The 24,983-nt window shown below is 71.2% G+C and carries 30 protein-coding genes and 1 tRNA gene; 16 read left to right on the top strand and 15 right to left on the bottom strand.

The window, feature by feature from the left end:
* Positions 1-12 precede the first annotated feature (12 nt).
* On the top strand, positions 13-435 hold the full coding sequence (gene tnpA, locus CV755_RS32490) for an IS200/IS605 family transposase (protein ID WP_109284507.1): 423 nt from the start codon (positions 13-15) through the stop codon (positions 433-435).
* The gene (locus tag CV755_RS32485) at positions 432-1,640 is read left to right on the top strand and encodes an RNA-guided endonuclease InsQ/TnpB family protein (RefSeq protein WP_109284379.1); all 1,209 of its coding nucleotides are present in this window, start codon (positions 432-434) and stop codon (positions 1,638-1,640) included. Before tnpA ends, CV755_RS32485 begins: the two co-directional genes overlap by 4 nt.
* A 103-nt stretch (positions 1,641-1,743) precedes the next feature.
* Here CV755_RS32485 and CV755_RS32480 read toward each other — a convergent pair whose 3' ends face one another.
* Positions 1,744-2,280: a DUF2165 domain-containing protein gene (locus CV755_RS32480; protein WP_422070625.1), complete on the bottom strand. Its 537-nt coding sequence runs from the start codon at positions 2,278-2,280 to the stop codon at positions 1,744-1,746.
* Positions 2,281-2,403: 123 nt separating this feature from the next.
* Here CV755_RS32480 and CV755_RS32475 point away from each other — a divergent pair, with 123 nt between their 5' ends.
* Positions 2,404-3,018 (top strand): TetR/AcrR family transcriptional regulator, encoded by a 615-nt coding sequence (locus CV755_RS32475; RefSeq protein ID WP_109284376.1) that lies wholly within the window; start codon positions 2,404-2,406, stop codon positions 3,016-3,018.
* A gap of 103 nt (positions 3,019-3,121) precedes the next feature.
* Here CV755_RS32475 and CV755_RS32470 read toward each other — a convergent pair whose 3' ends face one another.
* Entirely contained in the window at positions 3,122-3,310 is a 189-nt protein-coding gene (locus CV755_RS32470; RefSeq protein WP_109284374.1) for a hotdog family protein, read from the bottom strand.
* A 59-nt stretch (positions 3,311-3,369) separates the two neighbouring features.
* On the opposite strand from CV755_RS32470, the gene soxR reads away from it, so the two are divergent.
* The 4 genes from soxR to CV755_RS37295 all read left to right on the top strand — a co-directional run bounded on the left by soxR (position 3,370) and on the right by CV755_RS37295 (position 5,444).
* The gene (gene soxR / locus CV755_RS32465) at positions 3,370-3,816 is read left to right on the top strand and encodes a redox-sensitive transcriptional activator SoxR (RefSeq protein WP_109284372.1); all 447 of its coding nucleotides are present in this window, start codon (positions 3,370-3,372) and stop codon (positions 3,814-3,816) included.
* A gap of 64 nt (positions 3,817-3,880) precedes the next feature.
* On the top strand, positions 3,881-4,345 hold the full coding sequence (locus CV755_RS32460; RefSeq protein ID WP_161968781.1) for an RICIN domain-containing protein: 465 nt from the start codon (positions 3,881-3,883) through the stop codon (positions 4,343-4,345).
* A gap of 119 nt (positions 4,346-4,464) precedes the next feature.
* On the top strand, positions 4,465-4,917 hold the full coding sequence (locus CV755_RS37005) for an MDR/zinc-dependent alcohol dehydrogenase-like family protein (RefSeq protein ID WP_338323732.1): 453 nt from the start codon (positions 4,465-4,467) through the stop codon (positions 4,915-4,917).
* A 155-nt stretch (positions 4,918-5,072) separates the two neighbouring features.
* The gene (locus CV755_RS37295) at positions 5,073-5,444 is read left to right on the top strand and encodes an MDR/zinc-dependent alcohol dehydrogenase-like family protein (RefSeq protein WP_422070629.1); all 372 of its coding nucleotides are present in this window, start codon (positions 5,073-5,075) and stop codon (positions 5,442-5,444) included.
* Between the two features lie 75 nt (positions 5,445-5,519).
* Here CV755_RS37295 and CV755_RS32450 read toward each other — a convergent pair whose 3' ends face one another.
* Both CV755_RS32450 and CV755_RS32445 read right to left on the bottom strand, forming a co-directional pair.
* Positions 5,520-6,131: a hypothetical protein gene (locus CV755_RS32450; protein WP_109284368.1), complete on the bottom strand. Its 612-nt coding sequence runs from the start codon at positions 6,129-6,131 to the stop codon at positions 5,520-5,522.
* A 112-nt stretch (positions 6,132-6,243) separates the two neighbouring features.
* A complete protein-coding gene (locus CV755_RS32445; RefSeq protein WP_109284366.1) occupies positions 6,244-7,515 on the bottom strand; it encodes a serine-threonine protein kinase in 1,272 nt (423 codons plus the stop codon).
* A gap of 214 nt (positions 7,516-7,729) precedes the next feature.
* Here CV755_RS32445 and CV755_RS32440 point away from each other — a divergent pair, with 214 nt between their 5' ends.
* A complete protein-coding gene (locus CV755_RS32440) occupies positions 7,730-8,383 on the top strand; it encodes a TetR/AcrR family transcriptional regulator (RefSeq protein ID WP_109284365.1) in 654 nt (217 codons plus the stop codon).
* 84 nt (positions 8,384-8,467) lie between these two features.
* Here the strand turns inward: CV755_RS32440 and CV755_RS32435 are convergent, their stop codons facing one another.
* A complete protein-coding gene (locus CV755_RS32435) occupies positions 8,468-9,364 on the bottom strand; it encodes an MBL fold metallo-hydrolase (protein WP_109284363.1) in 897 nt (298 codons plus the stop codon).
* Positions 9,365-9,394: 30 nt separating this feature from the next.
* On the bottom strand, positions 9,395-9,829 hold the full coding sequence (locus CV755_RS32430; protein ID WP_109284361.1) for a MarR family winged helix-turn-helix transcriptional regulator: 435 nt from the start codon (positions 9,827-9,829) through the stop codon (positions 9,395-9,397).
* Between the two features lie 135 nt (positions 9,830-9,964).
* On the opposite strand from CV755_RS32430, the gene CV755_RS32425 reads away from it, so the two are divergent.
* Together CV755_RS32425 and CV755_RS32420 are read left to right on the top strand one after the other, a co-directional pair.
* Positions 9,965-11,449 carry an MFS transporter gene (locus tag CV755_RS32425; protein WP_109284359.1) on the top strand — a complete coding sequence of 495 codons (1,485 nt, stop codon included), beginning with the start codon at positions 9,965-9,967 and terminating at the stop codon, positions 11,447-11,449.
* A 32-nt stretch (positions 11,450-11,481) separates the two neighbouring features.
* Entirely contained in the window at positions 11,482-12,402 is a 921-nt protein-coding gene (locus CV755_RS32420; RefSeq protein ID WP_109284357.1) for an NADP-dependent oxidoreductase, read from the top strand.
* Positions 12,403-12,766: 364 nt separating this feature from the next.
* Here the strand turns inward: CV755_RS32420 and CV755_RS32415 are convergent, their stop codons facing one another.
* Together CV755_RS32415 and CV755_RS32410 are read right to left on the bottom strand one after the other, a co-directional pair.
* Positions 12,767-13,342 carry an NUDIX hydrolase gene (locus CV755_RS32415; protein ID WP_109284355.1) on the bottom strand — a complete coding sequence of 192 codons (576 nt, stop codon included), beginning with the start codon at positions 13,340-13,342 and terminating at the stop codon, positions 12,767-12,769.
* Between the two features lie 32 nt (positions 13,343-13,374).
* The gene (locus tag CV755_RS32410) at positions 13,375-14,256 is read right to left on the bottom strand and encodes a DMT family transporter (RefSeq protein ID WP_109284505.1); all 882 of its coding nucleotides are present in this window, start codon (positions 14,254-14,256) and stop codon (positions 13,375-13,377) included.
* A gap of 291 nt (positions 14,257-14,547) precedes the next feature.
* Between CV755_RS32410 and CV755_RS32405 the strand changes: the two genes are divergently transcribed.
* Both CV755_RS32405 and CV755_RS32400 read left to right on the top strand, forming a co-directional pair.
* Entirely contained in the window at positions 14,548-15,507 is a 960-nt protein-coding gene (locus CV755_RS32405; protein WP_109284353.1) for a hypothetical protein, read from the top strand.
* A 48-nt stretch (positions 15,508-15,555) separates the two neighbouring features.
* Positions 15,556-17,094: an APC family permease gene (locus CV755_RS32400; protein WP_109284351.1), complete on the top strand. Its 1,539-nt coding sequence runs from the start codon at positions 15,556-15,558 to the stop codon at positions 17,092-17,094.
* A gap of 48 nt (positions 17,095-17,142) precedes the next feature.
* On the opposite strand, the gene CV755_RS32395 is transcribed toward CV755_RS32400, so the two are convergent.
* The 5 genes from CV755_RS32395 to CV755_RS32380 all read right to left on the bottom strand — a co-directional run bounded on the left by CV755_RS32395 (position 17,143) and on the right by CV755_RS32380 (position 20,374).
* A complete protein-coding gene (locus CV755_RS32395) occupies positions 17,143-17,568 on the bottom strand; it encodes a lasso peptide biosynthesis B2 protein (RefSeq protein ID WP_109284349.1) in 426 nt (141 codons plus the stop codon).
* On the bottom strand, positions 17,565-17,822 hold the full coding sequence (locus CV755_RS32390; protein ID WP_109284347.1) for a lasso peptide biosynthesis PqqD family chaperone: 258 nt from the start codon (positions 17,820-17,822) through the stop codon (positions 17,565-17,567). Before CV755_RS32390 ends, CV755_RS32395 begins: the two co-directional genes overlap by 4 nt.
* 74 nt (positions 17,823-17,896) lie before the next feature.
* Positions 17,897-19,744, bottom strand: a complete 1,848-nt coding sequence (locus CV755_RS32385) for an asparagine synthase-related protein (RefSeq protein WP_153068785.1) — start codon at positions 19,742-19,744, stop codon at positions 17,897-17,899.
* Between the two features lie 38 nt (positions 19,745-19,782).
* The gene (locus CV755_RS34835; protein WP_161968780.1) at positions 19,783-19,935 is read right to left on the bottom strand and encodes a hypothetical protein; all 153 of its coding nucleotides are present in this window, start codon (positions 19,933-19,935) and stop codon (positions 19,783-19,785) included.
* Between the two features lie 351 nt (positions 19,936-20,286).
* Positions 20,287-20,374: transfer RNA gene (locus tag CV755_RS32380), tRNA-Leu, on the bottom strand.
* A gap of 172 nt (positions 20,375-20,546) precedes the next feature.
* Between CV755_RS32380 and CV755_RS32375 the strand changes: the two genes are divergently transcribed.
* From CV755_RS32375 to CV755_RS32365, 3 genes are all read left to right on the top strand, one after another.
* A complete protein-coding gene (locus CV755_RS32375) occupies positions 20,547-21,881 on the top strand; it encodes a M20/M25/M40 family metallo-hydrolase (protein WP_109284343.1) in 1,335 nt (444 codons plus the stop codon).
* A gap of 141 nt (positions 21,882-22,022) precedes the next feature.
* Positions 22,023-22,256: a chaplin ChpH gene (gene chpH / locus CV755_RS32370; protein WP_109284341.1), complete on the top strand. Its 234-nt coding sequence runs from the start codon at positions 22,023-22,025 to the stop codon at positions 22,254-22,256.
* A gap of 188 nt (positions 22,257-22,444) precedes the next feature.
* Positions 22,445-23,284 (top strand): chaplin family protein, encoded by an 840-nt coding sequence (locus CV755_RS32365; protein WP_109284339.1) that lies wholly within the window; start codon positions 22,445-22,447, stop codon positions 23,282-23,284.
* A gap of 70 nt (positions 23,285-23,354) precedes the next feature.
* On the opposite strand, the gene CV755_RS32360 is transcribed toward CV755_RS32365, so the two are convergent.
* On the bottom strand, positions 23,355-23,543 hold the full coding sequence (locus tag CV755_RS32360) for a DUF5703 family protein (RefSeq protein WP_109284337.1): 189 nt from the start codon (positions 23,541-23,543) through the stop codon (positions 23,355-23,357).
* Positions 23,544-23,590: 47 nt separating this feature from the next.
* Between CV755_RS32360 and CV755_RS32355 the strand changes: the two genes are divergently transcribed.
* Entirely contained in the window at positions 23,591-24,370 is a 780-nt protein-coding gene (locus CV755_RS32355; protein WP_109284335.1) for a hypothetical protein, read from the top strand.
* Positions 24,371-24,389: 19 nt separating this feature from the next.
* On the opposite strand, the gene CV755_RS32350 is transcribed toward CV755_RS32355, so the two are convergent.
* Positions 24,390-24,983: ATP-binding domain-containing protein (locus CV755_RS32350; protein ID WP_161968779.1), on the bottom strand; the 594-nt coding region annotated here is incomplete at its 5' end.

Here is a 24,983-nt window from a genome sequence, read left to right as displayed (position 1 = left end):
GATCGTGTGACCGTGACCAGGAAGGTTCGCCGATTCTCCGGCGGCGTGTACGACCTCGGGCTCCACGTCGTGTGGTGCCCGAAGTACCGCCGTCCGGTCCTTGACGGCCGGGTCGCGGAACGACTGGACGAACTGATCCGGCAGAAGGCAGACGAACGCGGGTGGGAGATCATCGCCCTTGAGGTGATGCCCGACCATGTGCATCTGTCCGTGAAACACGACCCGAAGTCGTCGGCCTCGTACGTGGCGAACCAGTTCAAGGGCTTCACCTCCCGCGTACTGCGCGAGGAGTTCCCGCACCTGAAGTCGCGGATGCCCACGCTGTGGTCGTCGTCGTACTTCGCGGCCTCGGCCGGCGCCGTGCCGGCGGCCACGGTCGAGAAGTACATCAACACCCAGTGGGAACGCCCTGGGAAGAAGGGGGACGGCTCGTGATCCGCGCGTACAAGTTCCTCCTGCGCCCCACGGCCCGTCAGAGGTCCGCACTCGGCGAGATGCTGCGGGACCACTGCTCCCTCTACAACGGCGCGCTGCAAGAGCGCAGGGACGCCTACCGGCACACCTCGAAGACCAGCGTCCGCTACGGCGACCAGTCCGCCCAGCTCAAGGAGATCCGCGCGTTCGACCCCGAGCGGCAGGGCCGCTGGTCGTTCTCCTCCCAGCAAGCCACCCTGCGCCGCCTGGACAAGGCGTTCCAGGCGTTCTTCCACCGTGTCAAAGCCGGACAGACGCCGGGCTATCCGCGATTCAAGGGCGTCGGGCACTTCGACACCGTCACCTTCCCCAAGGACGGCGACGGCTGCCGCTGGGACTCCACCCCCCACGACACGCAGCCCCGCGTCCGTCTGCAAGGTGTCGGGCATATCCGCGTGCACCAGCACCGGCCCGTGCAGGGCCGCGTCAAGACGATCTCGGTGAAGCGTGAGGGCAACCGCTGGTACATCGTCCTGTCCTGCGACAACGTGCCCGTCGGGGAACTGCCGCCCACCGGGGCGATCGTCGGTATCGACATGGGCGTCGCGCACTTCCTGACCACCTCCAACGGCGAACACCTCGCCAGCCCGCGCTTCCTTCAAGCGATGGCCGACGAGCTGGCCGAAGCGCAGCGGCACCTGGCAACGTTCCCGAAGCGGACGCGGCAGCGCACCAAGCGTCACCGGGCCGCCGCCCGGAAGGTCGCCAAGCTGTACGGCAAGATCCGGCGGCAGCGCGCCGACTTCCACCACAAGGCCGCCCGCGCACTGGTCACCGGCCACGACGTCATCGCGCACGAGCGGCTCAACACGGCGGGTATGACCAAGAGCCCCGCACCCAAGGCCGACCCTGAGCAGCCCAGCAGCTTCCTGCCCAACGGTGCTGCCGCGAAGGCCGGACTCAACCGCAGCATCCTCGATGCGGGTTGGGCGCAGTTCCTCGGAATCCTGGCGAACAAGGCTGAGAGTGCCGGTCGCCTGGTCGTCCCGGTGGACGCGCGCAACACCTCCCGCACGTGCCCCGACTGCGGGCATGTCGCGAAGGAGAACCGCGCCACCCAAGCGAAGTTCGAATGCACGGCGTGCGGTTTCGCGGCGAACGCGGACCACATCGGCGCCATGAACGTCCTCAACAGGGCCGGGCTGGCCCTCTGCGCGGCGGCTTAGCCACCGATGCAGGAAGCCCGCGCGTTTACGCGTGGGTGGAGTCACCACGCCCTGGAACTATCCGCTCCGCCACCGCTCCCTGTCGCGGACGGCCCGGACCCGGTCAGCCTTGAGGATGGGGCAGGTTGACCACAATCAATGCCAGACCGGCCACCAGGAAATTGCGCTCCGCCGCCTGGAGCCCGTTCCACTTCGCCGACTGCCACATGGCGAACCACTCACCGCCGATGGCGATAAAGCCCATGCCGAACAGCAGCAGAAACAGCACCAGCCCCAACGTGCTCACCCGGCACGCCCGTTGGCGTAGGGCCGGGCCGCGCAGCCAGTACACGGTGCCGGTGACCAGGACGGCCGCGGTCAGCACCTCCCAGGCGATGATGGCCAGATAGGCCAGATCCTGGAGCGCATGGGAGGTGATGGCCCGCCACATCAGATGGTCACTGCGAAAGGTGGTGTCCATCGCCAGGACATGGCGGACGAACTGCCGGTTGGTATCGAAGTCGGTGATGTTCCCGAAGGCGACCAGCACGGTGTAGAGGGCGACGATCGCGGTGAGGGCGGTGGCGGCGGTGGTCAGCGATCCGGGCACGGTACGGCGGCGGCGCGCCCATCCGGCGCGCAGCATTCCGGTACGTGGCATAAGGCCCCCCTAGCCTGGTGTCCTTACCTGGGCGTTCTTGCCCGGATCATGCCCGCCCGCACCGCGGACCGAACCCCGCCCGCCGGACCCGGGTAGGGTGGCCGCCCGGGAGGGGAGCCAGGTATGGGATCCGAGGAGTGGGCCGAGGTCACACCGGACGCCGCGAGGCGCCTGCTGACCGCCGGTGTGCAGGCGTTCGCGGAACGCGGCTATCACGCCACCACCACCCGGGACATCGCCGGCCGGGCCGGGATGAGCCCCGCGGCGCTCTATATCCACTACCGCACCAAGGAAGAACTCCTCTACCGCATCAGCTCCGTTGGCCACCGGCTCGCCCTGGAGCTGCTGCGCCGGGCCCGCGACAGCGCCGGCACCCCGGCCCAGCGGCTGGCCCGGGCGGTGCGCGACTTCGTCCGCTGGCACGCCGAACACCACACCACCGCCCGGGTGGTGCAGTACGAACTGGGCGCCCTGGGCGAGGACCACCACGCCGAGATCATGGAACTGCGCCGGGCCACCGACGCCACCCTGCGCTCCATCCTGGAAGCGGGCGTGGCCGAGGGGCAGTTCAGCGTCCCGGATGTACGGGGCACCACCGTGGCCGTGCTTTCCCTCTGCGTCGATGTGGCCCGCTGGTTCCGCGAGGACGGCAAGCGCACCCCGGAGGAGATCGGGGAGTTCTACGCGGAGTTGGTGCTGCGGATGGCCGGCTGCGCGGAGCAGCAGCGGAAGCGCTGACCTGACACAGGAGGCCAAGCACGCTGTCCGCCCCCCTCAACCCCTGCGTAGGGTCTCGCCAGGACGCCGCCCCAACGGCGTCCGGCCATGGCCCCCGGCCGGTTCACCAGAGGTAGCGGGAGAGGGACTCGGCGACACAGACCGGCTTGTCGCCGCCCTCCCGTTCCACGGTGACCACTTGGGTCAGCTGCACCTCGTCCTGGTCCACCGGCAGCCAGTCGCCGGGGCCGAACTTCTCGCCCACGGCGGCCTTCAGACCGTCCGGCGAGGTGAAGATCCGGGGCTCCGCCATCAGTTGCCTCCCACGATCGTCCAACCCTCAATAACCAAGGTGACGTAAAGTCTTCAACCGTGCCGCAGATTACCAACGATGTCCAAGAACTCACCGTGGGCCAGCTTGCCGCCCGCAGTGGCACCGCCGTGTCCGCCCTGCACTTCTACGAGGCCAAGGGACTGATCAACAGCCGCCGCACCGCCGGAAACCAGCGCCGCTTCCACCGGGACGCGCTGCGCCGGGTGGCCTTTATCCGGGCCGCGCAGCGGGTGGGTATTCCGCTGGCCACCATCCGCGAGGCCCTGGCACAGCTTCCGGAGGAACGGACGCCCAACCGGGAGGACTGGGCCCGGCTGTCGGAGCTGTGGCGGAGCGAACTCAATGAGCGGATCAGCCGGCTGGAGCGGCTGCGTGACCATTTGGACGACTGCATCGGCTGTGGCTGCCTGTCGCTGGCCAAATGCGCGCTGTCCAATCCCGATGACATCTTCGGGGGCCGGGGAACCGGTTCACGGCTCAGCTGAAACGCAATACCAAAACGCCGTCGGTGACGGCGGCCGATATCGCAATGAAAACGGGGGATTTGTTTTGTCCGGACCGAAGCTCAGGAGCGTGCTCAAGGCCGCGCTGCTCGTCCCGGCCGTACTGGCGGCCACGGCCACCGCCGCCCATGCGGACTCCGACGTCCAGTGGGACCACCAGCACGGCGGCGGTTGCCTCGGCGGAATGTGGAACCACCACTCCGGGTGGAACGATGTGGGCCTCTACCCGTGCTGGTTCGGCGACACCAAGTGGCATGACATCAACCAGGGCGACGGCACCTGGCTGGAACAGCTCCGTGAGGTTCCCGGCTATTGCCTGGCGGGCTATACGGACCACGATGCCTATGTCGAGAAGTGCACCGGTAACGACTACCAGCGCTGGAAGGAGATCAACACCGGTCACGGCTGGGTGCTGCAGAACAAGGCCACCCAGGAATGCCTCGATGCCGATGGCAACAACAAGGTCTATATGCACTCCTGCAATTACGGCGACTACCAGCTGTGGAAGTGATCTCCGGATAACCGGGCGGCCGTTGGGGCGTTAACGCCCCAACGGCACTAGGCAACCGGCCCGTTTGACGGGGCGGAGGGTCGGCACCGTCCGATCGATCCTCGACCCAGGAGCATCCGATGTCCCGGCTTCCCGCCGTCTGCCATGAGATCAGGCTGGCCGTACGTCCCGAGGGCCTGCCCGGCCCCGAGCATTTCGAGCTGGTGCGGCGGCCGTTGCCGGTGCCGGAGGCCGGGCAGGTGCTGGTGCGCAACCGGTACTTCCGGGTGTCCGCCTCGCTGCGGATGATGATCGCCCAGGGCGCCGAGGACGTCCCGGGCGTGCCCTTCCCGGCCCTGCGGCCGGGCGACACCCTGGCCGAGGAGGCCATTGGCGAGGTGGTCTCGGCCCCGGAGGACAGCGGGCTGCGCCCCGGCGAGCTGGTCTCGCACTTCCTGGGCTGGCGCGAGTACGCCGTGCTCGGCCCCGAGCGGTGCGTACCGCTGCCGCCGGAGGACCTGCCGGACCCGGGGGCCCGGCTGGGGCACGGCTGGACCGCCTATGCCGCGCTCACCCGGGGCGCCATCGGGTAGATCGCCCGGCTGCTGGGCGCCGGGCGGGTGATCGGCATCACCGGCTCACCGCGCAAGGCGGCGGCACTGGTGGCGGAGCTGGGCTATGACGCGGCCGTGGTGCGCGGCGCCGCCGAGCCGCTGGCAGAGCAGCTGGCCACGGCGGCGCCCGGGGGATCGATGTCTTCCTGGACAACGCCGGCGGCGAGCAGCTGCGTTGTGCGGTCACCGCCGCCCGCGAGGGGGCGCGTTTCGTTCTGGTGGGGGCGCTCTCCGGACAGTTGGCGCCGGATGGGGCCGGACGGACCTGCCCGGTGGAGCTGGACTCCTTCCAGCTCCTGCTGAAGAAGATCACCATGCGGGGATACAGCGCCGATGACGACTTCGCCACCGGACACCCCGAGTGGCTGCGGCGGTTCGGCGGCTGGCTGCGCTCCGGCGAGATGGTCTTTCCCCTGGTGCGCGTCCAGGGCCTGGAGCGCGCGGTGACCGCACTGCTGGAGGTGATCCGGGGCGACCATCTGGGCACCGTCGTAGTGGAGCTGTAGGCCGCAACCGGCAAGTCATGGGAAACAAGGGCGGGTTCAAGGGCGGGGTACGGCCCGGAACCCGCCCGCCTCTCGTCAGGCCACGGCGTAGCGGGCCTCCACCGCGCGCCGCCGGGCCAGGGACAGCGCGCCGGGGGTGAGTACAGCCGGCGGCACCACGATCCCACAGTCCACGCACACCGGCCCCTGCAGCGGGTAGCGCTCCAGGTCGGTGCGCCATTCGATGTGCCGTTGCGCACAGACCGGGCAACTGTCGCCCGGCGGTGCCTCCATGGCGGCGATCACCCTCCGCAGCACCTCGGCCAGCGGCTCGGCCGGCTGAAGGGCCGGGCTGGCACAGGGCACAATGTCACAGCCGCCCCAGGTGTTGCGGTGCCAGTCGTCCACCGGACTGGTCTGGCGGATGCCATCGCCCTTCTCCCGCCTGCGCCGCCCCGCATAGGCGGCCTCGTACGCCAGCCACACCTCCCGGGCCTCCTCCAGCTCGGCCAGGGCCGCCATCAGCCGGGCCGGGTCGGGGGAGCGGTCCTCGGGGTTCAGACCGGCCCGGGCGCACAGGTGTTGCCAGGTCGCCCGGTGTCCGTAGGGGGCGAAGCGCTCCAGGCACTTGCGCAGGCATGTCCGTCGCAGAGCGATGGTATTCCCTGGATTGCGAACCTCTCGTGCGAGAGCTCTGAAACCTGCCACTGCATCCCACCTCCGGCGACGCGGACTCGGACCGACATCGAAGTGACGTAAGCCATCGCCATTCGGATCCCCCGGTCCGGGCGGGGTAGTCGTGCGCCGGGCGCACGGAGACTCAGCCCACAAGCCCTCCGGCGGCCAGGATCAGCCGGGCGAGCTCCGGGTGGCAGATATCGCTGTGCGCCCCGGCGGGCGGCCCGCCATGCCGCACCACATCGGAGACATCGACATTCACACAGCCGGTGCCGGGCAGTGCGCCGCCCATGCCGGTGTCCCGGCAGCCGTCCAGGGCGCGGATGCCGTCATGGCCCAGCGCCCCCCAGCGCGCCTGGTCGGGCACCAGCAGCGAGGAGTCCTCGTCGGCCAGGTCGGAGACCACCGGGTAGAGAACGGCCAGCGCCAGATCGTGCCGGGAGTGGCAGCACACCAGGGGGCCGCGCACCCGGTCCGGGGACCCGCTGAGCACTCCGGCGCGGTCCGGGGCGAAGGGCAGGCGGGGGGTGAATGCATAGTGGGAGAAGGCGGCTTGCAGCAGGGTGACCGAGCGTATGGAGTCATTTCCGGGTGCCAGGGCGGGCAGGGCGAAGGAGACCAGCCGGGCCCCGAAGCTGTGGCCCGCGAGGTGGATGCGCAGGGCGGGGATTGCGCGGGCCAGGGTGTTGAGCGCCGGGCCCAGCCCCTGGCGTCCCACCACTCCCGCGCGGCGCTTCATCTCCCAGTAGGTGGCCTGCCGCAGGGCCTCCAGTGCGCCGCCCCACACCCGGCTCCCCAGACCGCCGAACAGCTCGGCCACCGAGGCGCCGGTGGCTTCCAGGGCGTCGGCCAGGCGTTCACAGACGGCCGCGGGATCCTGGCGGAACACGGCCGCTTCCAACGGGTCGCACTCGGTGTCCTGGACGCCCTGCGGGGTGCCGCCGGTCAGGGTGCGGACCAGGGTCAGGAACTCCGCCAGTGCCGCGGGCTGTTGCGGCCGGGTGCGGAGCAGGCCGGTGATCCGGTCGAGCACGGCCTCCTGGCCGGGGAAGACCATGGCCAGGGCCTGCCGGGTCTCCGGGGAGAGGCCGGGTCCGGGGCCGGCCACGCTCTGGGCCGGGAAGGCCGGAACCGGTTCGTCGGTGAACCGCATCGAGGGCCAGAGCACCCCGGTGCAGCCGACGCGCACTCCGGCGGTGGCGTGCGAGAGCAGGGCGGGGAAGGGGGCGAAGAAGGCGGTGTAGAGGGTGGTCGCGGTGCGGTGGTCGTTGTTCCAGCCGTGCGAGAAGACCACCAGATCGGTGAGGTCCCGCTCGACGGCGCCGCGCAGCAGCGCGTCCCGCCCGCGCGGATCGATGTGCCCGTCCTTGTCGAAGGCCAGCTCCCAGTACGGCTGTACGCCGATGTCCGTCATGGCGACCCTCCGGTTGTGCTCCTGTGAAGCGCATGGTCCTGCCGTCAAGGGGGCGTGTCCAGCCTTCTTCCGGGTGGCCGGAACCATGGCCCGGGGGCGTGGTCCCAGGACCCGCCGCGGGGTCAACCCGCCCTGGTGGCAGGGCAGCTGGCAAGATCCTGCAAGGGGGCCGTGTGCCGGACGCGGTGCCATGGACGAGTGGAGGGGTGGGGCCATGACGAGGGGCGAGACGGCCGGAACGACGGAATCGGGAGCGACGGGACCGGGAACGACGGGACCGGGAACGACGGGATGCCGGCAAAGACCCGTGCCGCGGCGGCTGTTGGCCGCCGCGACCCGGCTTTTCGCCGACCAGGGGTACGACCGCACCTCCGTACAGGAGATCGTGGCGGCGGCCGGGGTCACCAAGGGGGCGCTGTACCACTACTTCGGGTCCAAGGACGACCTGTTGCACGAGGTGTATGCGCGGGTGCTGCGGCTTCAGCAGGAGCGGCTGGACGCCTTCGCCGAGGCCGACGCCCCGGTGGAGCGGCGGCTACGGGACGCGGCCGCGGATGTGGTGGTCACCAGCATCGAGAACCTCGATGACACCAAGATCTTCTTCCGCTCGATGCACCAACTCGGCCCGGAGAAGCGCAAACAGGTACGGGCCGAACGGCGGCGCTACCACGAACGGTTCCGGGCGCTGATCGAGGAGGGGCAGCGCACCGGGGTGTTCTCCTCGGCCACCCCGGCGGACCTGGTGGTGGACTACCACTTCGGTTCGGTCCACCACCTCAGCAGCTGGTACCGCCCGGACGGCAGTCTCACCCCGCGCCAAGTGGCCGATCATCTGGCGGACTTGCTGCTGCGGGCGCTGCGGCCTTAGCGGGGGCGGGTGGTCACGCTCGTACGCCCCGGGGCGCGCGCTGAGGCCAAGTACTCCCCGGCCCGTGCGCCGGCGCCCGTACGCTCAGGCGTGGCAGGCCACCGGGCGTCCCGCGAGCGCCGACATATCCGCGAAGGCGGCGGCCAGATCCACCGGTACGCCGTCCAGCGCCGCGTAGACGCCATGCAGATTGCCCACCAGTCGTTCGCTCTCCTGGAGTTGGGCGTACTCGCCGAGGTCGGCGGCGCGGGCGGCCTCCAGGGGCGTGCGGCCCTCGGCGCGCGCCGTACGGGCGAGCCGGTGCAGAAGGCGGAGGTAGCCCTCCACGGTGTCGAACGCCCCGGCGTCGGTGACCGCGCCATGCCCGGGGACCACCACCCGGGCGTCCAGTTCCCGCAGCCGCTCCAGGGCCCGCAGGGATCCGTCCAGCGAACCCATCATGATGAACGGGGTGCCCCCGTTGAAGACGAGGTCGCCGGTGAAGACCACCCGCTGCTCCGGCAGCCAGACGATGGTGTCGCCGACGGTGTGCGCGGGGCCGGGGTGGATCAACCGCACCTCGATGTCCCCGATCTGGAGGGTGAGGGTGTCGGAGTAGGTCAGCGTCGGCGGGGTGATGTCCACCGCGCCGTACTCCACCTCCGGCCAGACCGCGTGCAGTTGGCGGCCGGCGGCGATGGTCTGCTCCCGGCAGGCGTGATGGCCGATGATGGTGGCCTCGGGGGCGAAGAGGCAGTTGCCATAGGTGTGGTCGCCGTGGTGATGGGTGTTGACCACCAGGGAGGGCGCCGGGGCACCGGCCGCCAGCACCGCCTCCCGCAGGGCCCGGGCCCGGGGGAGGGTGGCGGCGGTGTCGATCAGCAGGGTGCGGTTGCCGTCGGTGATGAATCCGGCGTTGTTCAGACACCAGCCGCCGTCGGGCTGGACATAGGCGCTGACGCCGGGGGCGAGGGGGACGGTGTATGGAGTCTCGGCTGGCATCCGGTCACCCTACCGAGGCCTGGCGGAATGTCAGGCGCGGTGCTCCAGGCCCGGTCGGAGCCGCTCCAGCAGGGTGTAGAGGGTGGCCCGCTCCTCCTCGGTGAGCGCGTCCAGCGCGCTGTGGGTGGCCTGCATCTCGGCCCGTACCCGCTCGATGGTCCGCCGGCCCTCCTCGGTGGCCACCACATTCTTCACCCGGCGGTCGGCGGGGTCGGTCTCCCGGCGGACCAGGCCGCGGGCCTCCAGCCGGTCCACGATGCCGGTGACATTGGAGGCGTCACAGACCAGCAGCTCGGCCAGGCCGCGCATCGGCACCGGGCCCTTGAGCTGGGCCAGCAGCTTGGCCTGCACCGAGGTCAGGCCATGGCGGGCGGCGGCGGCCGCGAAGTCCTGCCACTGGGCGGTGCCGAGGGTGGCCACCAGCTCCAGGAGCCGGGCCTTGGTCACAGTGCTGCTGGCCGTCATGGCTTCAGTCTACTCAAGAGCTTGAACGCCTAAATCATTAACTTGACTACCTGAAGTATCTGCGGCTAGCTTTGCCCAGTTGCTTGATGGCCTCAAGCATCAATGTCGTGAAGCAACCCGGAGGAACCCCGCCCCATGACGTCCCAAGCACCCGCGACCAAACCGGGGAACGAGACGGTCATCGTCTTCGCCCTGAGCCTGGCGGCCATGGTCGTTTCGATGATGCAGACCCTGGTGGTGCCGATCCTTGGCCTGATCCAGCGCGATCTGGGCACCAGCTCGGCCAATGTCAGCTGGGTCACCACCGCCACCCTGCTCTCCGCCGCCGTCTTCACCCCGCTGCTGGGCCGCTTCGGTGACCAGCACGGCAAGAAGAAGACGCTGGTGGGCGTGCTGGTGGTGATGGTGGCCGGCTCGGTGCTGGCCGCCGTGACCCACTCGCTGCTCTGGCTGATCGTCGGACGCGTCCTGCAGGGCGCCGCCACCGCGATCTTCCCGCTGGCGCTGTCGGTGCTGCGCGAGGAGGTCCGCCCGGCCAAGCTGCCCGGCGCCATGGCCATGGTCAGCGGCACCCTGGCCTTCGGCAGCGGCCTGGCGCTGGTCGCCACCGGCCTGCTGACCTCCGGCGACAACCCCGACTACCGCAGCGCCTTCTGGCTGGCCACCGGCCTGGCCGCGCTGGCGCTGCTGGCCGTGGCCTTCCTGGTGCCGGCCACCAAGGAGACCACCGGCGGGCGCACCGATGTGCTGGGGGCGCTCAGCCTGGCCGCCACTCTGGTGCTGCTGTTGCTGCCGATCACCCAGGGACATGAGTGGGGCTGGTCCTCGGCCCGTACCCTCGGCTGCTTCGCCGGGGCCGTGGTGATGGCCGCGCTGTGGACCCTGGTGGAGAACAAGGTCCGCGAGCCGCTGGTGGACATGAAGATGTTCGTCCATGGCCCGGTGCTCTTCGCCAACCTGGCCGGTCTGCTGGTGGGCTTCGGCTCCTTCGCCCTGTTCATCGGCGTCTCCTACCTGGTGCAGATGCCCTCCAGGATCGCCGGCTATGGCTTTGACGCCACCGTGCTGCGCGCCTCGGTGGAGTACCTGCTGCCCAGCACCCTGGTCTCGCTGCTGGCCGCGCCCATCGGCGGCCGCCTGGTGCGCGCCAAGGGCCCGCGCCTGGTGCTGCTGCTGGCCTCGGTGGTCGGCACCGCCGGCTTCGCCTGGATCGCCCTGGACCACAAGCACGGCTTCTCGGTGATCGCCGCCGGAATGCTGGTCGGCGCGGGCATCAGCTTTGGCTACGCCGCCATGCCGGCCGTGATCGTCGGCAGTGTGCCGCACCACCAGACCGGCATCGCCAATGGCATCAACTCCATCTCCCGCTCCACCGGCAGCGCCATCGGCTCCGCGATGATCACCACGGTGCTGGCCTCCAAGAGCATTGAGCACCTGCCGCCGGGCGCGCCCAAGCTGCCCGCGGAGAGCCAGTTCAGCCTCACCTTTGTGATCGCGGGCATCGCCTTCGCGCTGGTCTCGGTGGTGGCCGCGCTGGGGCTGCGCCGGATCCACACCCTGCGCACCGTCGCGGTGGCGGGCTCCGCACCGGCGGCGGACGCTGAGAAAACGGCCGCGTAACCCGCACCACCGAGCTACCCGAGGAGCTTGCTATGAAGGCGGTCAGCTACCGCGCCCACGGCGGACCCGAGGTCCTGGAATACGGCGAGCTGCCGGAGCCGGTGGTCGGCCCGGACTCGGTCCTGATCCAGGTCAAGGCGGCGGCGGTGAACCCCGTTGACTGGAAGGCCCAGGCCGGCTATCTGGACGGCATGATCCGCAGCGTCTTCCCGGTGGTGCCCGGCTGGGACGTCTCCGGAGTGGTGGTGCGGCTGGGCGCGGACGTGCCCGAGTACCAGGTCGGTGACGAGGTCATGGGCTACGTCCGGGAGGACGTCCTGTCCCAGGGCACCTATGCCGAGTATGTGGCCGCGCCGGTGCGCACCCTGGCCCGCAAGCCGGAGCGGCTGTCCTTCGAGCAGGCGGCGGGCATTCCGCTGGCCGGCCTCACCGCCTACCAGGCGCTGCGGGCGGTCGGCGCCGGCTCGGGCGACACGGTACTGGTGCACGCCGCGGCCGGCGGGGTGGGCTCCATGGCCGTCCAGCTGGCCCGGCACTTCGGCGCCCGGGTCATCGGCACGGCCAGTGAGCACAACCACGACTATCTGCGCTCGCTGGGCGCGGAACCGGTGGTCTACGGGGACGGCCTGGCGGAGCGGGTCCGGGCACTGGCGCCCCAGGGCGTGAACGCGGTGCTGGACCTGGTCGGCGGCGGCGTCATCCACACCTCCCCGGAGCTGACCGCGCCGGGCGCCCGGCTGGTCTCCATCGCCGACCCGGAGGTGTCCCGCCTCGGCGGGCGGCTGCTCTGGGTACGACCGGACGCGGCCGAACTGACCATCCTCGCCGAGCTGGCCGATCTCGGAGTGCTGTCCGTCGAAGTGGCCGAGGCCTACCCCCTGGCGCGGGCGGCGGACGCGCAGCGCCGCAGCGCGGAGGGCCACACCCGAGGCAAGCTCATCCTGCGCCCCTAGAGGGCACCCCCGCCCCGGGCGCACCCGTCCGCCACCGGGTGCGCCCCTCCAGGGGCGCGGGGAACTGCGCGATCAGCCCCCGCGGCTCGCGGCCGATTGACGAGCATCGCCAGGCAGACGCCGGTTTCACCGCCGGGGGCCCCACCCAGGGCCGCGGGGAACTGCGCGATCAGCTCCCCGCGGTCCGCGGCCGATCGGTGAGGGTCACCGGGCAGACGCCGCTTTCGCCGCCGGGGCGTACCCCACCCAGGGGCGCGGGGAACTGCGCGATCAGCCCCCCGCGGTCCGCGGCCGAATGACAAGGGCAGGCAGACGCCGTTCACCGCCGGAGGCGCCCCCTCCCGGCGACGCGGGGAACCCCGCCTCAGGGGTGAGCCGCGTACCACTCCCGCAAGCGCCGGTACGCCTCGTACCCATCCGGCACCCAGGGCCACTCACCCAGCCGGACCGCCAACTCCTCCTCGGAGAGGAACGCATGCCAGGCCACCTCCTCGGCCTGCGGCCGTACCGGAAGCTCGCAGCGGACCTCGTAGACCCCGGACCACCACGCATGCTCCGGAGTCTCGTACAGGAACCGGAACAGCGGCGTAGGCGCCGGAAGCCCGGTGACGCCGAGCTCCTCCTCCGCCTCGCGCAGGGCCGCCTCGTCGTAGGATTCGCCGGCTCCGAGCACCCCGCCCACGAACATGTCGTACCGGGAAGGAAAGACCAGCTTCCGCGCGGTGCGCCGGTGCACGAAGATGCGGTCCGCCGCGTCCCGTACCAGGACGAACGCACAGCGGTGGCGCAGCCGGCGCGCATAGGCCTCGGCGCGCGGCGCCCGCCCCACCACCCGGTCCCGCTCGTCCACGATGTCCAGCACCTCGTCGGCGGAGAGCACCCCACCTTCGCCCTGATCGCTCGCGGAGCTCTGATCCCTCACGGGGCCCTGATCGCTCATGGCCCCATTCCAGCAGCCGCACCCGACCCCTGTCAGTGGGGCTGGAGGTCCTCCATCCGGGCCTCCGCCACCCCGGCCGGCATGGCCGGATGCCGCCCGATCAGCACGATGCCCACCACGATCGCCACCACCCCCGCCACCTCCCAGGCCAGCGCCCCCGGCGTGGTGCGCAGCTGGTCGCCCAGGAAGCCCACCCCGCAGGCGATGCCCGCCAGTGGCTGGGCGGCGGTCAGCGCGGGCAGTGACATCCGCAGCGGTGCCGTCTCGAAGGCGCTCTGCACCAGCACCAGCGCGGTGACACCGATGACCAGCACGCCATACGGCTGCCAGCTGGTCAGGAAGGTGCCCCACCCGCCGTGCGCGAAGCGCCCCCCGCTGACCCGGGTGAGCGCGTCCTGTACCCCGTACAGCAGGCCCGCGGCCACCGCCAGCAGTGCCGCTTCCGCGCTCATCCGCAGCCGTTTGGCCGCCGCGGTCAGCAGCATCGCCAGGCCCACCATCACCCCGATGATCAGCCAGTGCCGCAGCGGATCGGTGACCGAGGTGCCGCCGTGCGGCCGGCCCGCCACGATAAACGCGGTGACCCCGCCCGCCAGCAGCCACAGGCCGCCCCAGCCGGTGCGGCCCAGCGGCTGTTTGGTCTGCCAGCGGGAGAGCGCCATGGCGAACAGCAGATTGGTCGCCAGCAGCGGCTCCACCAGCGAGACCTCGCCCTCGTTGAGGGCGATGGCACCCAGCACCATGCCGCACACCATCAGCGCGATGCCCGCCACCCAGCGCGGCATCCGCACCAGGTCCAGCAGCAGCCGGAGCGAGAGGAAGTCGCTCATCGGGGCCCGCTGTGCCGCGTTCTGCTGGAGAACGAAGCCGACACCCAGGCAACACGCCGCGCTCACGGCGAAGGCGAAGACCATCACGTCGTGCACCTCAAGACCGGCCGGTCGTCGGAGACTTGACACAAAAACGATAGCCGCCCCGTGGGCTGTGTGACGGACGAGTACCCGTCTTTCGGACGTTCACCCAGACAAAAGCGGCCCGTTCCCGGGAGCGCCGCCGCGGCACCCGGGCCCGGCCTTGACGCGAAGCTGTGACTACCGCTTTGCTGTGCGTGATCGTGGCAGCAGGCCCGATCGCACCACCGGTCGCACGGACGCCCCGGAACGGCGCCCGTCAGGGACGTACGCCGCGAAGGGCCCCTTTCTACGATGACGCCTCCGCCCTTGGGCCGCCCCCGGCGCAAGGGCGAACCGAGCTTCGACCCCGCGCTGGACGACCTGCCCTTGGTCGCCGCCCGTGACGCCCTGCACAAGGGACGCTGGAGCGACGCCCGCCGGCTGCTGGCCGAGACCGGCGAGGACTGGGACCGCCGGGGCCACAGGCTGACCGTGCTGGGCGAGGTCCGCACCAGCGTGGCCTGGGCCCAGGAGTGGCAGCTGGCCGAGCCGGACAGCGCCGCTGCCGCCGCCCTGCTGGCCTGCGGCACCGTCTTCCGGGCGTTACGCGGCCAGGACGCACCCGAGGCGGCCCGGGACCGCTGCCTGGCCGCCGCCCGGATGGCCCCGCGCGACCCCACCCCCTGGCTGGCGCTGCTCATCCTGGCCCGGTCCCATGGCACCGACGACGAGCGGGCCCGCGCCTTCGACCAGGTGCGCGCCCGGCACCCGGACCATCACCATGCCCATCATCTGATGGCCGCCTGCCTGGCCGAGCACCAGCGCGACGACCGCGACGACCCGCTGCACGAGGTCTATGACTTCGCCGCCTGGGCGGCCGAACAGGCGCCCGCCGACTCGGCGTTGGCGGTGCTGCCGGTGGTGGCGCACGCCGAACGCTACCGGGTGCTGGCCCGGGCCGGACTGGCCGACCGCGACCCCACCGCCTCCGGGCACTGGGCGACCCGGCGGGCCCGCCAGGTGATGAAGGCGGCCTTCGACTGGTGGCTGGAGTGGGACGAGGACGCCGACGACGCCGCCTGCCACCCCCGGCGCCAGATCGACCTCAACTACCTGGCCCACGCCAAGCTGCACGAGGGCCGGCCGGCCGAGGCGGCGGCCCTGCTGGGCCGCATCGGCCCGTATGTCACCCGGGCCCCCTGGAGCTACCCCGACCGGGACCCGCGCCAGGCCCTGCGGGCCGCACGCCGCCTGGTCCTCGGCACCGGATGAGCCGGGCGCACCCGGCCGCAGTTTTCCGTACGGAAGGACGAACCAGCCATGGCAATGGGCACCACGGATGACATCAGCACCTTCAAAGGACAGGGCGGAAGGCTGCGCGCGGGCCGCATCGGGGTCCCCGGACTGCTGATGTCGGTGGTCGCCGCCAGCGCTCCGCTGATGGTGACCACCGGCGGCATGCCGATCACCTTCGGGGTTCTGGGAGTGGTGGGACAGCCGCTGCTCTATGTGGTCCTCGGGGTGGTGCTGCTGCTGTTCAGCACCGGTTACGCGGAGATGAGCCGGCATGTGCACAACGCCGGTGCGTTCTGCGCCTATATCGCCCGCGGCCTCGGCGGCACGGCCGGCGCCGCCTCCTCGGTGGTGGCCCTGGTCTCCTACAGCTCCATGCAGTGCTGTATCTACGGCCTGTTCGGCTTCGAACTCTCCGGACTGCTGCGCAGACACCTGGAGTTGACCGTCTCCTGGTGGATACCGGCGCTGCTGGCCGCCGCCGTGGTGGGGGTGCTCGGCTGGCTGAAGATCGACATCAATGTGCGGGTGCTGGGGGTGCTGCTGCTGATCGAGGTGGTGATGGTGCTCGCCTTCGATGTGGCCGGAATCGGCTCACCGGGCCGGGAAGGGGTCTCGTTGCACGCCTTCGATCCGGCCACCCTCTCCGGCCCCGGGCTGGGCACCGCCTTCTGCGGCACCGTCGCCTCCTTCGTCGGCTTCGAACAGGCCGCGGTCTACTCGGAGGAGACCAGCCGCCCCCAGGTGGTGGTGGCCCGGGTCACCTATCTCGCGGTGGTCTTTGTGGCGGTCTTCTTCGCGCTCAGCGCCTGGGCGCTCAGCGTGGCCGCCGGGCCCGGACGGATCTCCGGCCTCTCCCTGAAGGAGGGCCCGAATCTGCTCTTCGCTCTCACCGAGGACCGGTTGGGCGTTGCCTTCACCGATGTGATGCACGTCTTCTATGTCACCGGGATGTTCGCCGCCATGCTCAGCTTCCACAATGTGGTGGCCCGCTATGCCTTTGCCATGGGCCGGGAGGGCCTGCTGCCCGCCGCGGTCGGCCGCACCTCCCGGGCCAGCGGGGCGCCGGCGTACGGCTCGCTGCTGCAGAGCGCGGTGGCGCTGCTGGTGATCGCGGCCTTCGCGGTCACCGACGACAGGCCGGCGGGCGACCCGACCGCACCGGTGCTGCATCTGTCCACCTGGCTGGGCAATGTGAGCGCGCTGGGGGTGATCGTGCTGATGGCGGCCGCCTCCGCGGCGGTGATCGTCTTCTTTGTCCGCCGGGGCGCCGCCCGCGCCCAGGCCTGGCGGCTGGCCGCCTCCGGTACGGCCGGACTGGCGCTGGCCGTGATCGCCGTGCTCACCGTCCGCGACTTCGACGTCCTGGTGGGCTCTGGCGCCGGCTCCCCGCTGCGCTGGCTGCTGCCGGGGATCGTGGGTGCGGCACTGCTCGCCGGGCTGGCGCTGGGAGTGGCCCTGAAGTTCCTGCGGCCGGAGGTTCATGCCCGGATCGGGCAGGGGAACGAGGCGTTCCAGCTGGAGAAGGCGCTGGCCGAGGCGGCCGGGCCGGGGAACCCCGCCTGAGCCGGGGTTCCCGTGGGCGTCCGGGGCCGGGCCGAGGGCCCGTCGGCCCTACCGCCGTACCGGGGGCACCGAGAGCATTCGGCGGAAATAGGAGGCGTCCGCGTCCTCCTCCACCATCCGGCCCTCCGCCTCCACCCAGGCATGGGCACCGAACGGCGGACGGGCCCGCACCCCGACGGTCCACTCCGGCCAGCTGCCGCGGACCCGGCACAGCAGCACCGTGGCCAGCGAACGCGGCAGACAGCCCTGGTCGGAAGCGCACCGCAGGCTCACCGCCACCACCGCCTCCCGCGCGGCCCGGGCCTCGGCATAACGAGCGGGGCGGGCGCCCTTGCGCAGCCGGGTCAGCACGGCCTTGATCTCGGCCGGCGGGCGGCGGGCCAGCCGGTTGGCCACCGCCACCGCGGCCAGGGTGAGCAGCCGCCGCCCGGGAGAGAGCCGCACCCGCACCCGGTGCGGCACCACCGCGCTCATCGAAGCACCAGCTTCGCCCCGGCCAGCTTCGCCAGCAGGCGCTCCACATCGGCACGGGCACGCGGCTCGTCCACGTCATAGGTGGCCAGCAGCCGCTGGACCGCCTGCTCCACCGTCCCGCCCTCCAGCAGAACCCGCAGGGCGACCGACGCCGAGCCATTGAGCTGCCAGTAGCGGCCGTCGGCTCCGTCCAGCAGCACCGTTCCGTAATCGGTGTCGGCCGTGGAGACATCGGGTCGCAGTCTCAGTGTCATCGTCCTTGCTCTCATCGCTCTCGTCGTCTCGCGCCACGGCTTCCGGCCCGTCCTACGGCCGGGGCGGCGGCAGTTCAGTCGCGGATGGCGGCCGCGGCCGGCCGGGCGGCCCGGAGCCAGAACTCGCAGCCGAAGGTCACCGACAGGGCTCCGTCATGGTGGCGGGGGGAGTACGGGCGGCGGAACAGATCGCGGAGCGGATCCGGATCGACCAGCCCCAGCCCGGCCAGGACGGAGGAGTCCCAGACCGCGGCGATGTCCCGCCGGTGCTCCTCGAACCCCTCGGCGGTGATCTGCCCCCCGTCGCCCTTGGTCCGCCGGGTCAGCAGCTCGGGCGGCATGACATCCGCCAGGGCCGCCTTGATCAGCGGTTTGAACTCCCAGGGGGTGATCCGCTCCTCCGGCCGCACGGCCAGACAGGCGTGTATCACCTGGTCGTCCAGGAAGGGCGAGGCCGGGGCGAAGCCCGGCGCGGCCATCATCTGGTGGAGCCGGCGGATGGTCCGGCCGGCGTTCTGGATCTCCAGCAGGTCCCCATGGCGCCCCCGGGCCGGCGCCAGCGGCCGCGCCGCGGCGGCGGTGCGCCGCAGCGTCCGGGTGATCAGCTGCCGGGCCTCGGCGGTGAGCCACCGGGGCGGCTGCGCGGAGCCGCCCCAGCCGAAGACCGACCGGCCCGCTGCCGGGGGCCGGCCCTGGGCCAGAGCGGTGCTCTGGGCCGTCAGCCAGTGACGGTAGGAGCGGCCGTCCAGCAGATCGCGCAGCGCCGGGCCCACGGGGAATCCGGTGATCTCCCGCAGGACGCGCAGCCGCCGCACGGCGAGCAGCGGGCGGCTGCGCAGCAGGTCGTGCTCATAGCCGGGGTGACCGGTCAGCAGCTGGTCGCCACCGAAGCCGTCCACATGCAGCTGTGAGCCGTGTGCGGTGGCCCGCTCGGTGGCGGCGCGCAGCCGGGGCGCGCCGAGCACCGCGCTGGAGGGTTCGTCGGGGAGGGCGTCCAAGGGCAGCGGGACGCCGTCCGCGCCGACCAGTCCGCCCAGATGGCCGGGGAGTTCATGGGCCGGGTAGACGATGTGGTTCAGCTGCGGCAGATGTGCGGCGGCCGTCCTGGCCCAGCGCAGGTCCTCGTCGGCCCGGTCCGGGTTCTCCATGGTGAAGGCGGTCAGCGAGGCCCGTTCCCGGGCGATCAGCAGGGTGAGGCTGGTGGAGTCCAGGCCACCGGAGAGATCGGTGGTGACCGTCCGGCCGCCGTCGGTGCGCACCCGCACGGCTGCCTCCAGCGCCCGGCGCAGCCGGGCCGCCCCCGCTTCCAGGGAGAGCACCGGTTCCGGGGCCTGCCACCAGCGGGCCATGGTCTGCCGCCGCCCGTCCGGGGAGAGCGTCAGACGTGAGCCGGGCGGAACCGCCGAGACATTGCTCCATGGCGTCCGGTCCGTCAGCGGATGGGGAACGGCGGGCAGCAGGCTCAGGGCCAGTGCGGCCCGGTCGAACGGGGCGTCGAGCAGGGCGGCCAGCACATCGGCCCGGTCGGCGGCGAAGGTCAGGCCGCCGAGGCGCCCATGGAAGACCCGGCGCAGCCCGGACGCGCTGCCCTGGATGTGCAGCCGGCCGCCGGCCAGGGCGATCAGATGGAAGCTGCCGGCCCAGGCGGTGCCCAGCCGGTCCAGTTGGTGCTGGTCCTGGACCCTGGCGGCCGCCGCGCCGAGCTCGGCTTCGGTCACCGAGCACTGGCCGATGACCACGAGCCGGGTGTCCCCGTGTTCGGCCTGGACGATGTGCTGCCCGGCCAGCCGGCCGGCCACCCAGGGCCGGCCGGACCGGTGCGTTATGACCTGCGCAACGCCCGGCGGAAGCCGGCCGGCCGACGTGGCCGCGGATTCCTGGTCCGGCAGGACCACGAAATATGGCGTCCCGACACCGACCACTTCGACCCCCTTACCGGGTTTTGCGTTTCAGGCCACGGCTACCACCACTTGGTGTGGAGCATGGGGAAGTAGGGCTCCCCGCCCACAGCGCCGAGCATGCCGGTCTCCTCCTGGAAGGAGCCGCACTCGAACATCTCCGGGGCCTCGTAGGCCTGGAGCTCACCGTTTTCCATGTGCTTTTCGTTCACCATTGAATTCACCTCCCTTTCGCCGGAATTAGCAGCTCAGAGAAGGGCGGATCTGTGGTGACTCCTTGCACGGGAAACGCGGGCGGTAGCGTGTGCATCGCCCAACTGCCTGGATCCCAGGCATAATTCGCGTCCCCCGTGACGCTTTCCCTGTGCTTGATCACGACTGTAGCCACGCTTAAAGCAGAGGATCAAGGCCGATATTCAGCGGTACTGTGGCGTGAAACCCGGAATGTCTTGTGCCACTTCGGTGCGCGGATCGGCACGGGTGTCCCGTGTGCGCCGACGGAAGCCAAACGCAAAAGCGGGCTGTGACCATGAAGTCACAACCCGCATCTGGTGTGTATCTTTTTGTGGTGTCCGAGGGGGGACTTGAACCCCCACGCCCGATAAAGGGCACTAGCACCTCAAGCTAGCGCGTCTGCCATTCCGCCACCCGGACCAGGTGTCTGTCTCGGCGGGGTGTTCCCCGCGGCGACATGGAAACAATACCAAACATCCACCGGTGCTCGATCACCCCGCCTTGGGCGCGGGCCGCGGCGGGGGGAGGATGGCGGGGAAACCGCCGGGCACGGGGGCGAGGGGCCGGCGGACCGAGCAAGCAGGAGGCAAGCGTGAGTGAGTCGAGTCCGGCCCGCCGGGGAGCGCACCCCAGTGCCGAGGACGAGGTCGTCGAGCTGTGCCGGGACCTGATCCGGATCGACACCAGCAACTACGGCGACCACTCCGGGCCGGGTGAGCGGGCGGCCGCCGAGTATGTGGCGGAGAAGCTGGCCGAGGTGGGCCTGGAGCCGCAGATCTTCGAGTCGCATCCCGGCAGGGCCTCCACGGTGGCCCGCATCGAGGGGGAGGACCCGTCCCGCCCGGCCCTGCTGATCCATGGGCACACCGATGTGGTGCCGGCCAACGCCGAGGACTGGACGTACCACCCCTTCGCCGGCGAGATCGCCGACGGCTGCCTGTGGGGGCGCGGCGCGGTGGATATGAAGGACATGGACGCCATGACCCTGGCCGTGGTCCGCGAGCGGCTGCGTTCCGGCCGTAAGCCGCCGCGCGATGTGGTGGTGGCCTTCCTGGCGGACGAGGAGGCCGGCGGCACCTATGGCGCCCGCTTCCTGGTGGACCGGCACCCGGGTCTGTTCGAGGGGGTGACCGAGGCCATCAGCGAGGTGGGCGGCTTCTCCTTCACCGTCAACGAGAACCTGCGGCTGTATCTGATCGAGACCGCCCAGAAGGGCATGCACTGGATGCGGCTGACGGTGGACGGCACCGCCGGACACGGCTCGATGACCAACACCGACAACGCCATCACCGAGCTGTGCGAGGCGGTCGCCCGGCTGGGCCGGCACAAGTTCCCGATCCGGGTGACCAAGACCGTGCGGTCCTTCCTGGACGAGCTCTCCGACGCGCTGGGCATCCCGCTGGACCCGGACGACATGGAGGCCACCCTGGCCAAGCTCGGCGGGATCGCCAAACTCATCGGGGCCACCCTCAGCAACACCGCCAACCCGACCATGCTGGGCTCGGGTTACAAGGTCAATGTGATCCCGGGGCAGGCCACGGCGCATGTGGACGGGCGGTTCCTGCCCGGGTACGAGGAGGAGTTCCTGGCCGACCTCGACCGGATCCTGGGCCCCCGGGTCAGGCGTGAGGATGTGCACGCCGACAAGGCGCTGGAGACCGGCTTCGACGGTGACCTGGTGGCCGCCATGCAGACGGCGCTGCGGGCCGAGGACCCGGTGGCGCGGGCGGTGCCGTACATGCTCTCCGGCGGCACCGACGCCAAGTCCTTCGACGACCTGGGCATCCGCGGCTTCGGCTTCGCCCCGCTGAAGCTGCCCCCGGAGCTGGACTTCGCCGGAATGTTCCATGGAGTTGACGAGCGCGTACCAGTGGACGGTCTGAAATTCGGGGTGCGCGTGCTCGACCGCTTCCTGGACGAGTGCTGAACTGTCGCTGGTTTGTGCGTAGTTGGCGTTTTCTTAACCGGAAAGAGTGAACGGGCAGACGGTTACGTAGCCGGGTTTCCCTGTTGTCGTTACAGATGTGCGGTCCGCGGCTGGGACCGCATGCCAACTAGGAGGAATCCCATGCTCAAGAAGGTCGTCGCCACCGCGGCAGCCACCGGAGGACTGGTGCTCGCGGGCGCCGGTCTGGCCGCCGCCGACTCGGGTGCGCAGGGCGCTGCCGTGCACAGCCCCGGCGTCGCCTCGGGCAACGTCGTGCAGGTCCCGGTCGAGGTGCCGGTGAACATCTGCGGGAACACCATCAACGTCGTCGGGCTGCTGAACCCCGCCACTGGCAATGTCTGCGTCAACAAGTGACGTCGTTCCGTGCCGATTTCCCATTGTCCGGTATTCGGTGCGGAAGTGACCCGGTCGGCTCCGGAGAGCGCGGAAGGCGCCCCGGGGCCGACAGGCTATTCGACTGAACTTTCCCGTGCGGAGCTGTGGGCCCGCGCGGAATCCGCTAGGCAAGCCATAGGCAAGAAGCAGCACAGGAGGGGCAAGTAATGCGACAGGTCACCAAGAAGGGCCTGATGACCATGGCGGCGGCGGGCAGCGTGCTCGCCGCCACGGGGGGGTACGCATACGCGGACGGCGCCAACGGCGTCGCCTCGCATTCCCCGGGCATCGCGTCCGGGAACACCGTGCAGGTGCCGGTGGAGGTGCCGGTGAACGTCTGCGGCAACACCGTGAACGTGGTCGGCCTGCTCAACAAGGCATCCGGCAATCAGTGCGCCAACGGTTCCGGGGGGCATCACCACGGGGGGCACGGGCACCACGGACACGGCCGTCACGAAGGGGGCTCCGGCCACCAGGCCGAGGGCTGGGCCGAGGGCTCGCCCGGTGTTGCCTCCGGCAATGTGGCGCAGGTGCCGGTGGACATCCCGGTCAACACCTGCGGCAACTCCGTGAATGTGGTCGGCGTCGGCAATACCGCGATGGGCAACGACTGCCTCAACGGCGATGGCACGATCCACCGGGAGCACGGCGGTCATGAGCACCCGCGGCCGCACCAGCCGCCCTGCGACCACGGTGAGGAGCACCACCCGGGGCACCCCGGGCAGCACAACCCGCCGGCTGAGCACCACAACCCGCCCCAGGGCGAGCACGCGCCGCCCGCGGACCACTCGGTGCACTCGGCCCACCACACCCCGGCCGCGCCCGGTGTGCCGGTCACCGAGGTGAAGGCCGCGCACCGGGCCGCCCCGCAGGCCCCCGAGGTGGAGAGCGCCACCCAGCTCGCCCACACCGGTGCGGCCGGGATCGGCGCGGCCGGTGCGGCCAGCGCAGGGCTGCTGCTCGGCGGCACCATGCTCTACCGCCGCTCGCGCGCCGGGCAGAACTGACCCGCCACGGCAGGTCGTACGACGGCGGGCCCCGCGAAGGCGGGGCCCGCTCCGTCATTTCAGGACAAGCTCACCAGGTGGGGCGCAGCTGACGGATGATGCGCCGTCTCAGCCGCACTCTGCGGCTGCCGTCGGGGTAGAGGCGCAGTCGGTCCAACTCCCAGTGTCCGTACTCGGCATGGTCGGTCAGCAGGCGTGTGGTGGCGCCCCGGGAGACCCCGCGCGGCACATACACATCACAGAATTCGTATTCCGGCATCGCATCTATTGTGCGGGAACAGCCCCGGTACGGATAGCGTCTGCACTATGTCTGATGCTGCGCAGCCAACCGCCGCTGAGGTACGGGCCGCCGCCGAGGCGGTCAAAGCCGCTCTGGACCGCCACCTGGACGCCGTGGAGCGCCGGTCGGGGGAGGAGGACCCGGCCGTCTACGCCGCGTTCAACGAGCTGGCCGCGGCAGCCGAGGCGTACGACGAGCTGCTCTATGACGCCTATGACGAGGTCACTCCCTTCGAGATCCCGGGCGATGACACCCTGCCCGCCTATGCGGGCCCGGAGGAGCCCAGTGCGCTGAGCGTGCTGATCCGCCGGGACTACGCGGTGGCCGAGCCGCAGCGGCTGCTGGCGCAGGCCCAGCGGGTGGCCGATCTGGATCCGGACGCTCCGGACCTGGACACCGAGCCGGCCCGGGGCGCGGGACTGGTCGGCAGCAGTCTGCATGCCGCGCTGGGGGTGCTCTTCGGCGAGTACGAACCGGATGAAATCGCCTCCCGGCACAAGGAGTTCGGGCTGGAGGAGGGTGATTCCACGCTCTGGGTGGCGGCCCTGGACGAGCTGGCCGAGCCGGGGGAGTGGCTGGCTGCCCCCTTCGACCAGGCGGATCCGCAGCGGGTCATCTGCCGCTTCGATGTCAGCGCGGTCTTCGACGAGGAACTCGACGATCTGGACGACGACGGCATCGATGACGAGGGTATGGACGATGCCATCGACGACGGGGACGACGGCATCGTCGATCCCTTGGACGACGACGAGCTGGAGCCGGTGGAACTGGAAGAGGACGGCCGGGCTCCGGGCCGGGCGACCTGACCCGGCCCGGAGTGGTGGATCACCCGGCGGGGCGGCTCTGCGCCTGGAGCAGGGACCGCAGCCGGGTGGTCCGGTCCCGTTCCGGCACCTGGGCCACCGCCTGCGGCAGGGCCTGGCCCACGCCCTGCACCACCGACAGATGGCGCTCGCCCCGGCTGAAGGCGGTGTAGACCCAGGACCGGGTCAGCGCCTGGGCGGCGTCGCCCGGCAGCACCACCACCACGGCCGGCCAGCGGGTCCCGGCCGCCTGGTGGGCGGTGACCGCCCAGCCGTGCCGCACCCGGGCGGCCACCTGGGCGGGCGGGACCAGCACCGGGGTGCCGGAGCAGTCCAGCCGCAGCCCCTCGGCGTCGGCGGAGACCACGGTGCCGGGCACCATCCGGCCCGGGGCGGGGACATAGGCGATCCGGTCGCCGGGGTCGAAGCCGCCGAAGCGGCCGGGCCCGGGGTTGAGCCGCTGCTTGAGCGCGGCGTTCAGCGCCCGGGTGCCGACGGCGCCGCCATGGCCCGGGGTGATCACCTGAGTGCGGTCGGCGGGCACGCCGATGGCCCGGGGCACCGAGTCGGCCACCAGCTGCACGGTGCGGTGCACCGCCTCGCCCGCGTCCCGCAC

Origin of the sequence: Streptomyces orinoci (assembly GCF_003121295.1) — a bacterium.
GTDB lineage: Bacteria > Actinomycetota > Actinomycetes > Streptomycetales > Streptomycetaceae > Streptomyces > Streptomyces orinoci.
Note: the sequence above shows the minus strand (reverse complement) of the source record. Positions and strands in the feature narration are given on the sequence as shown.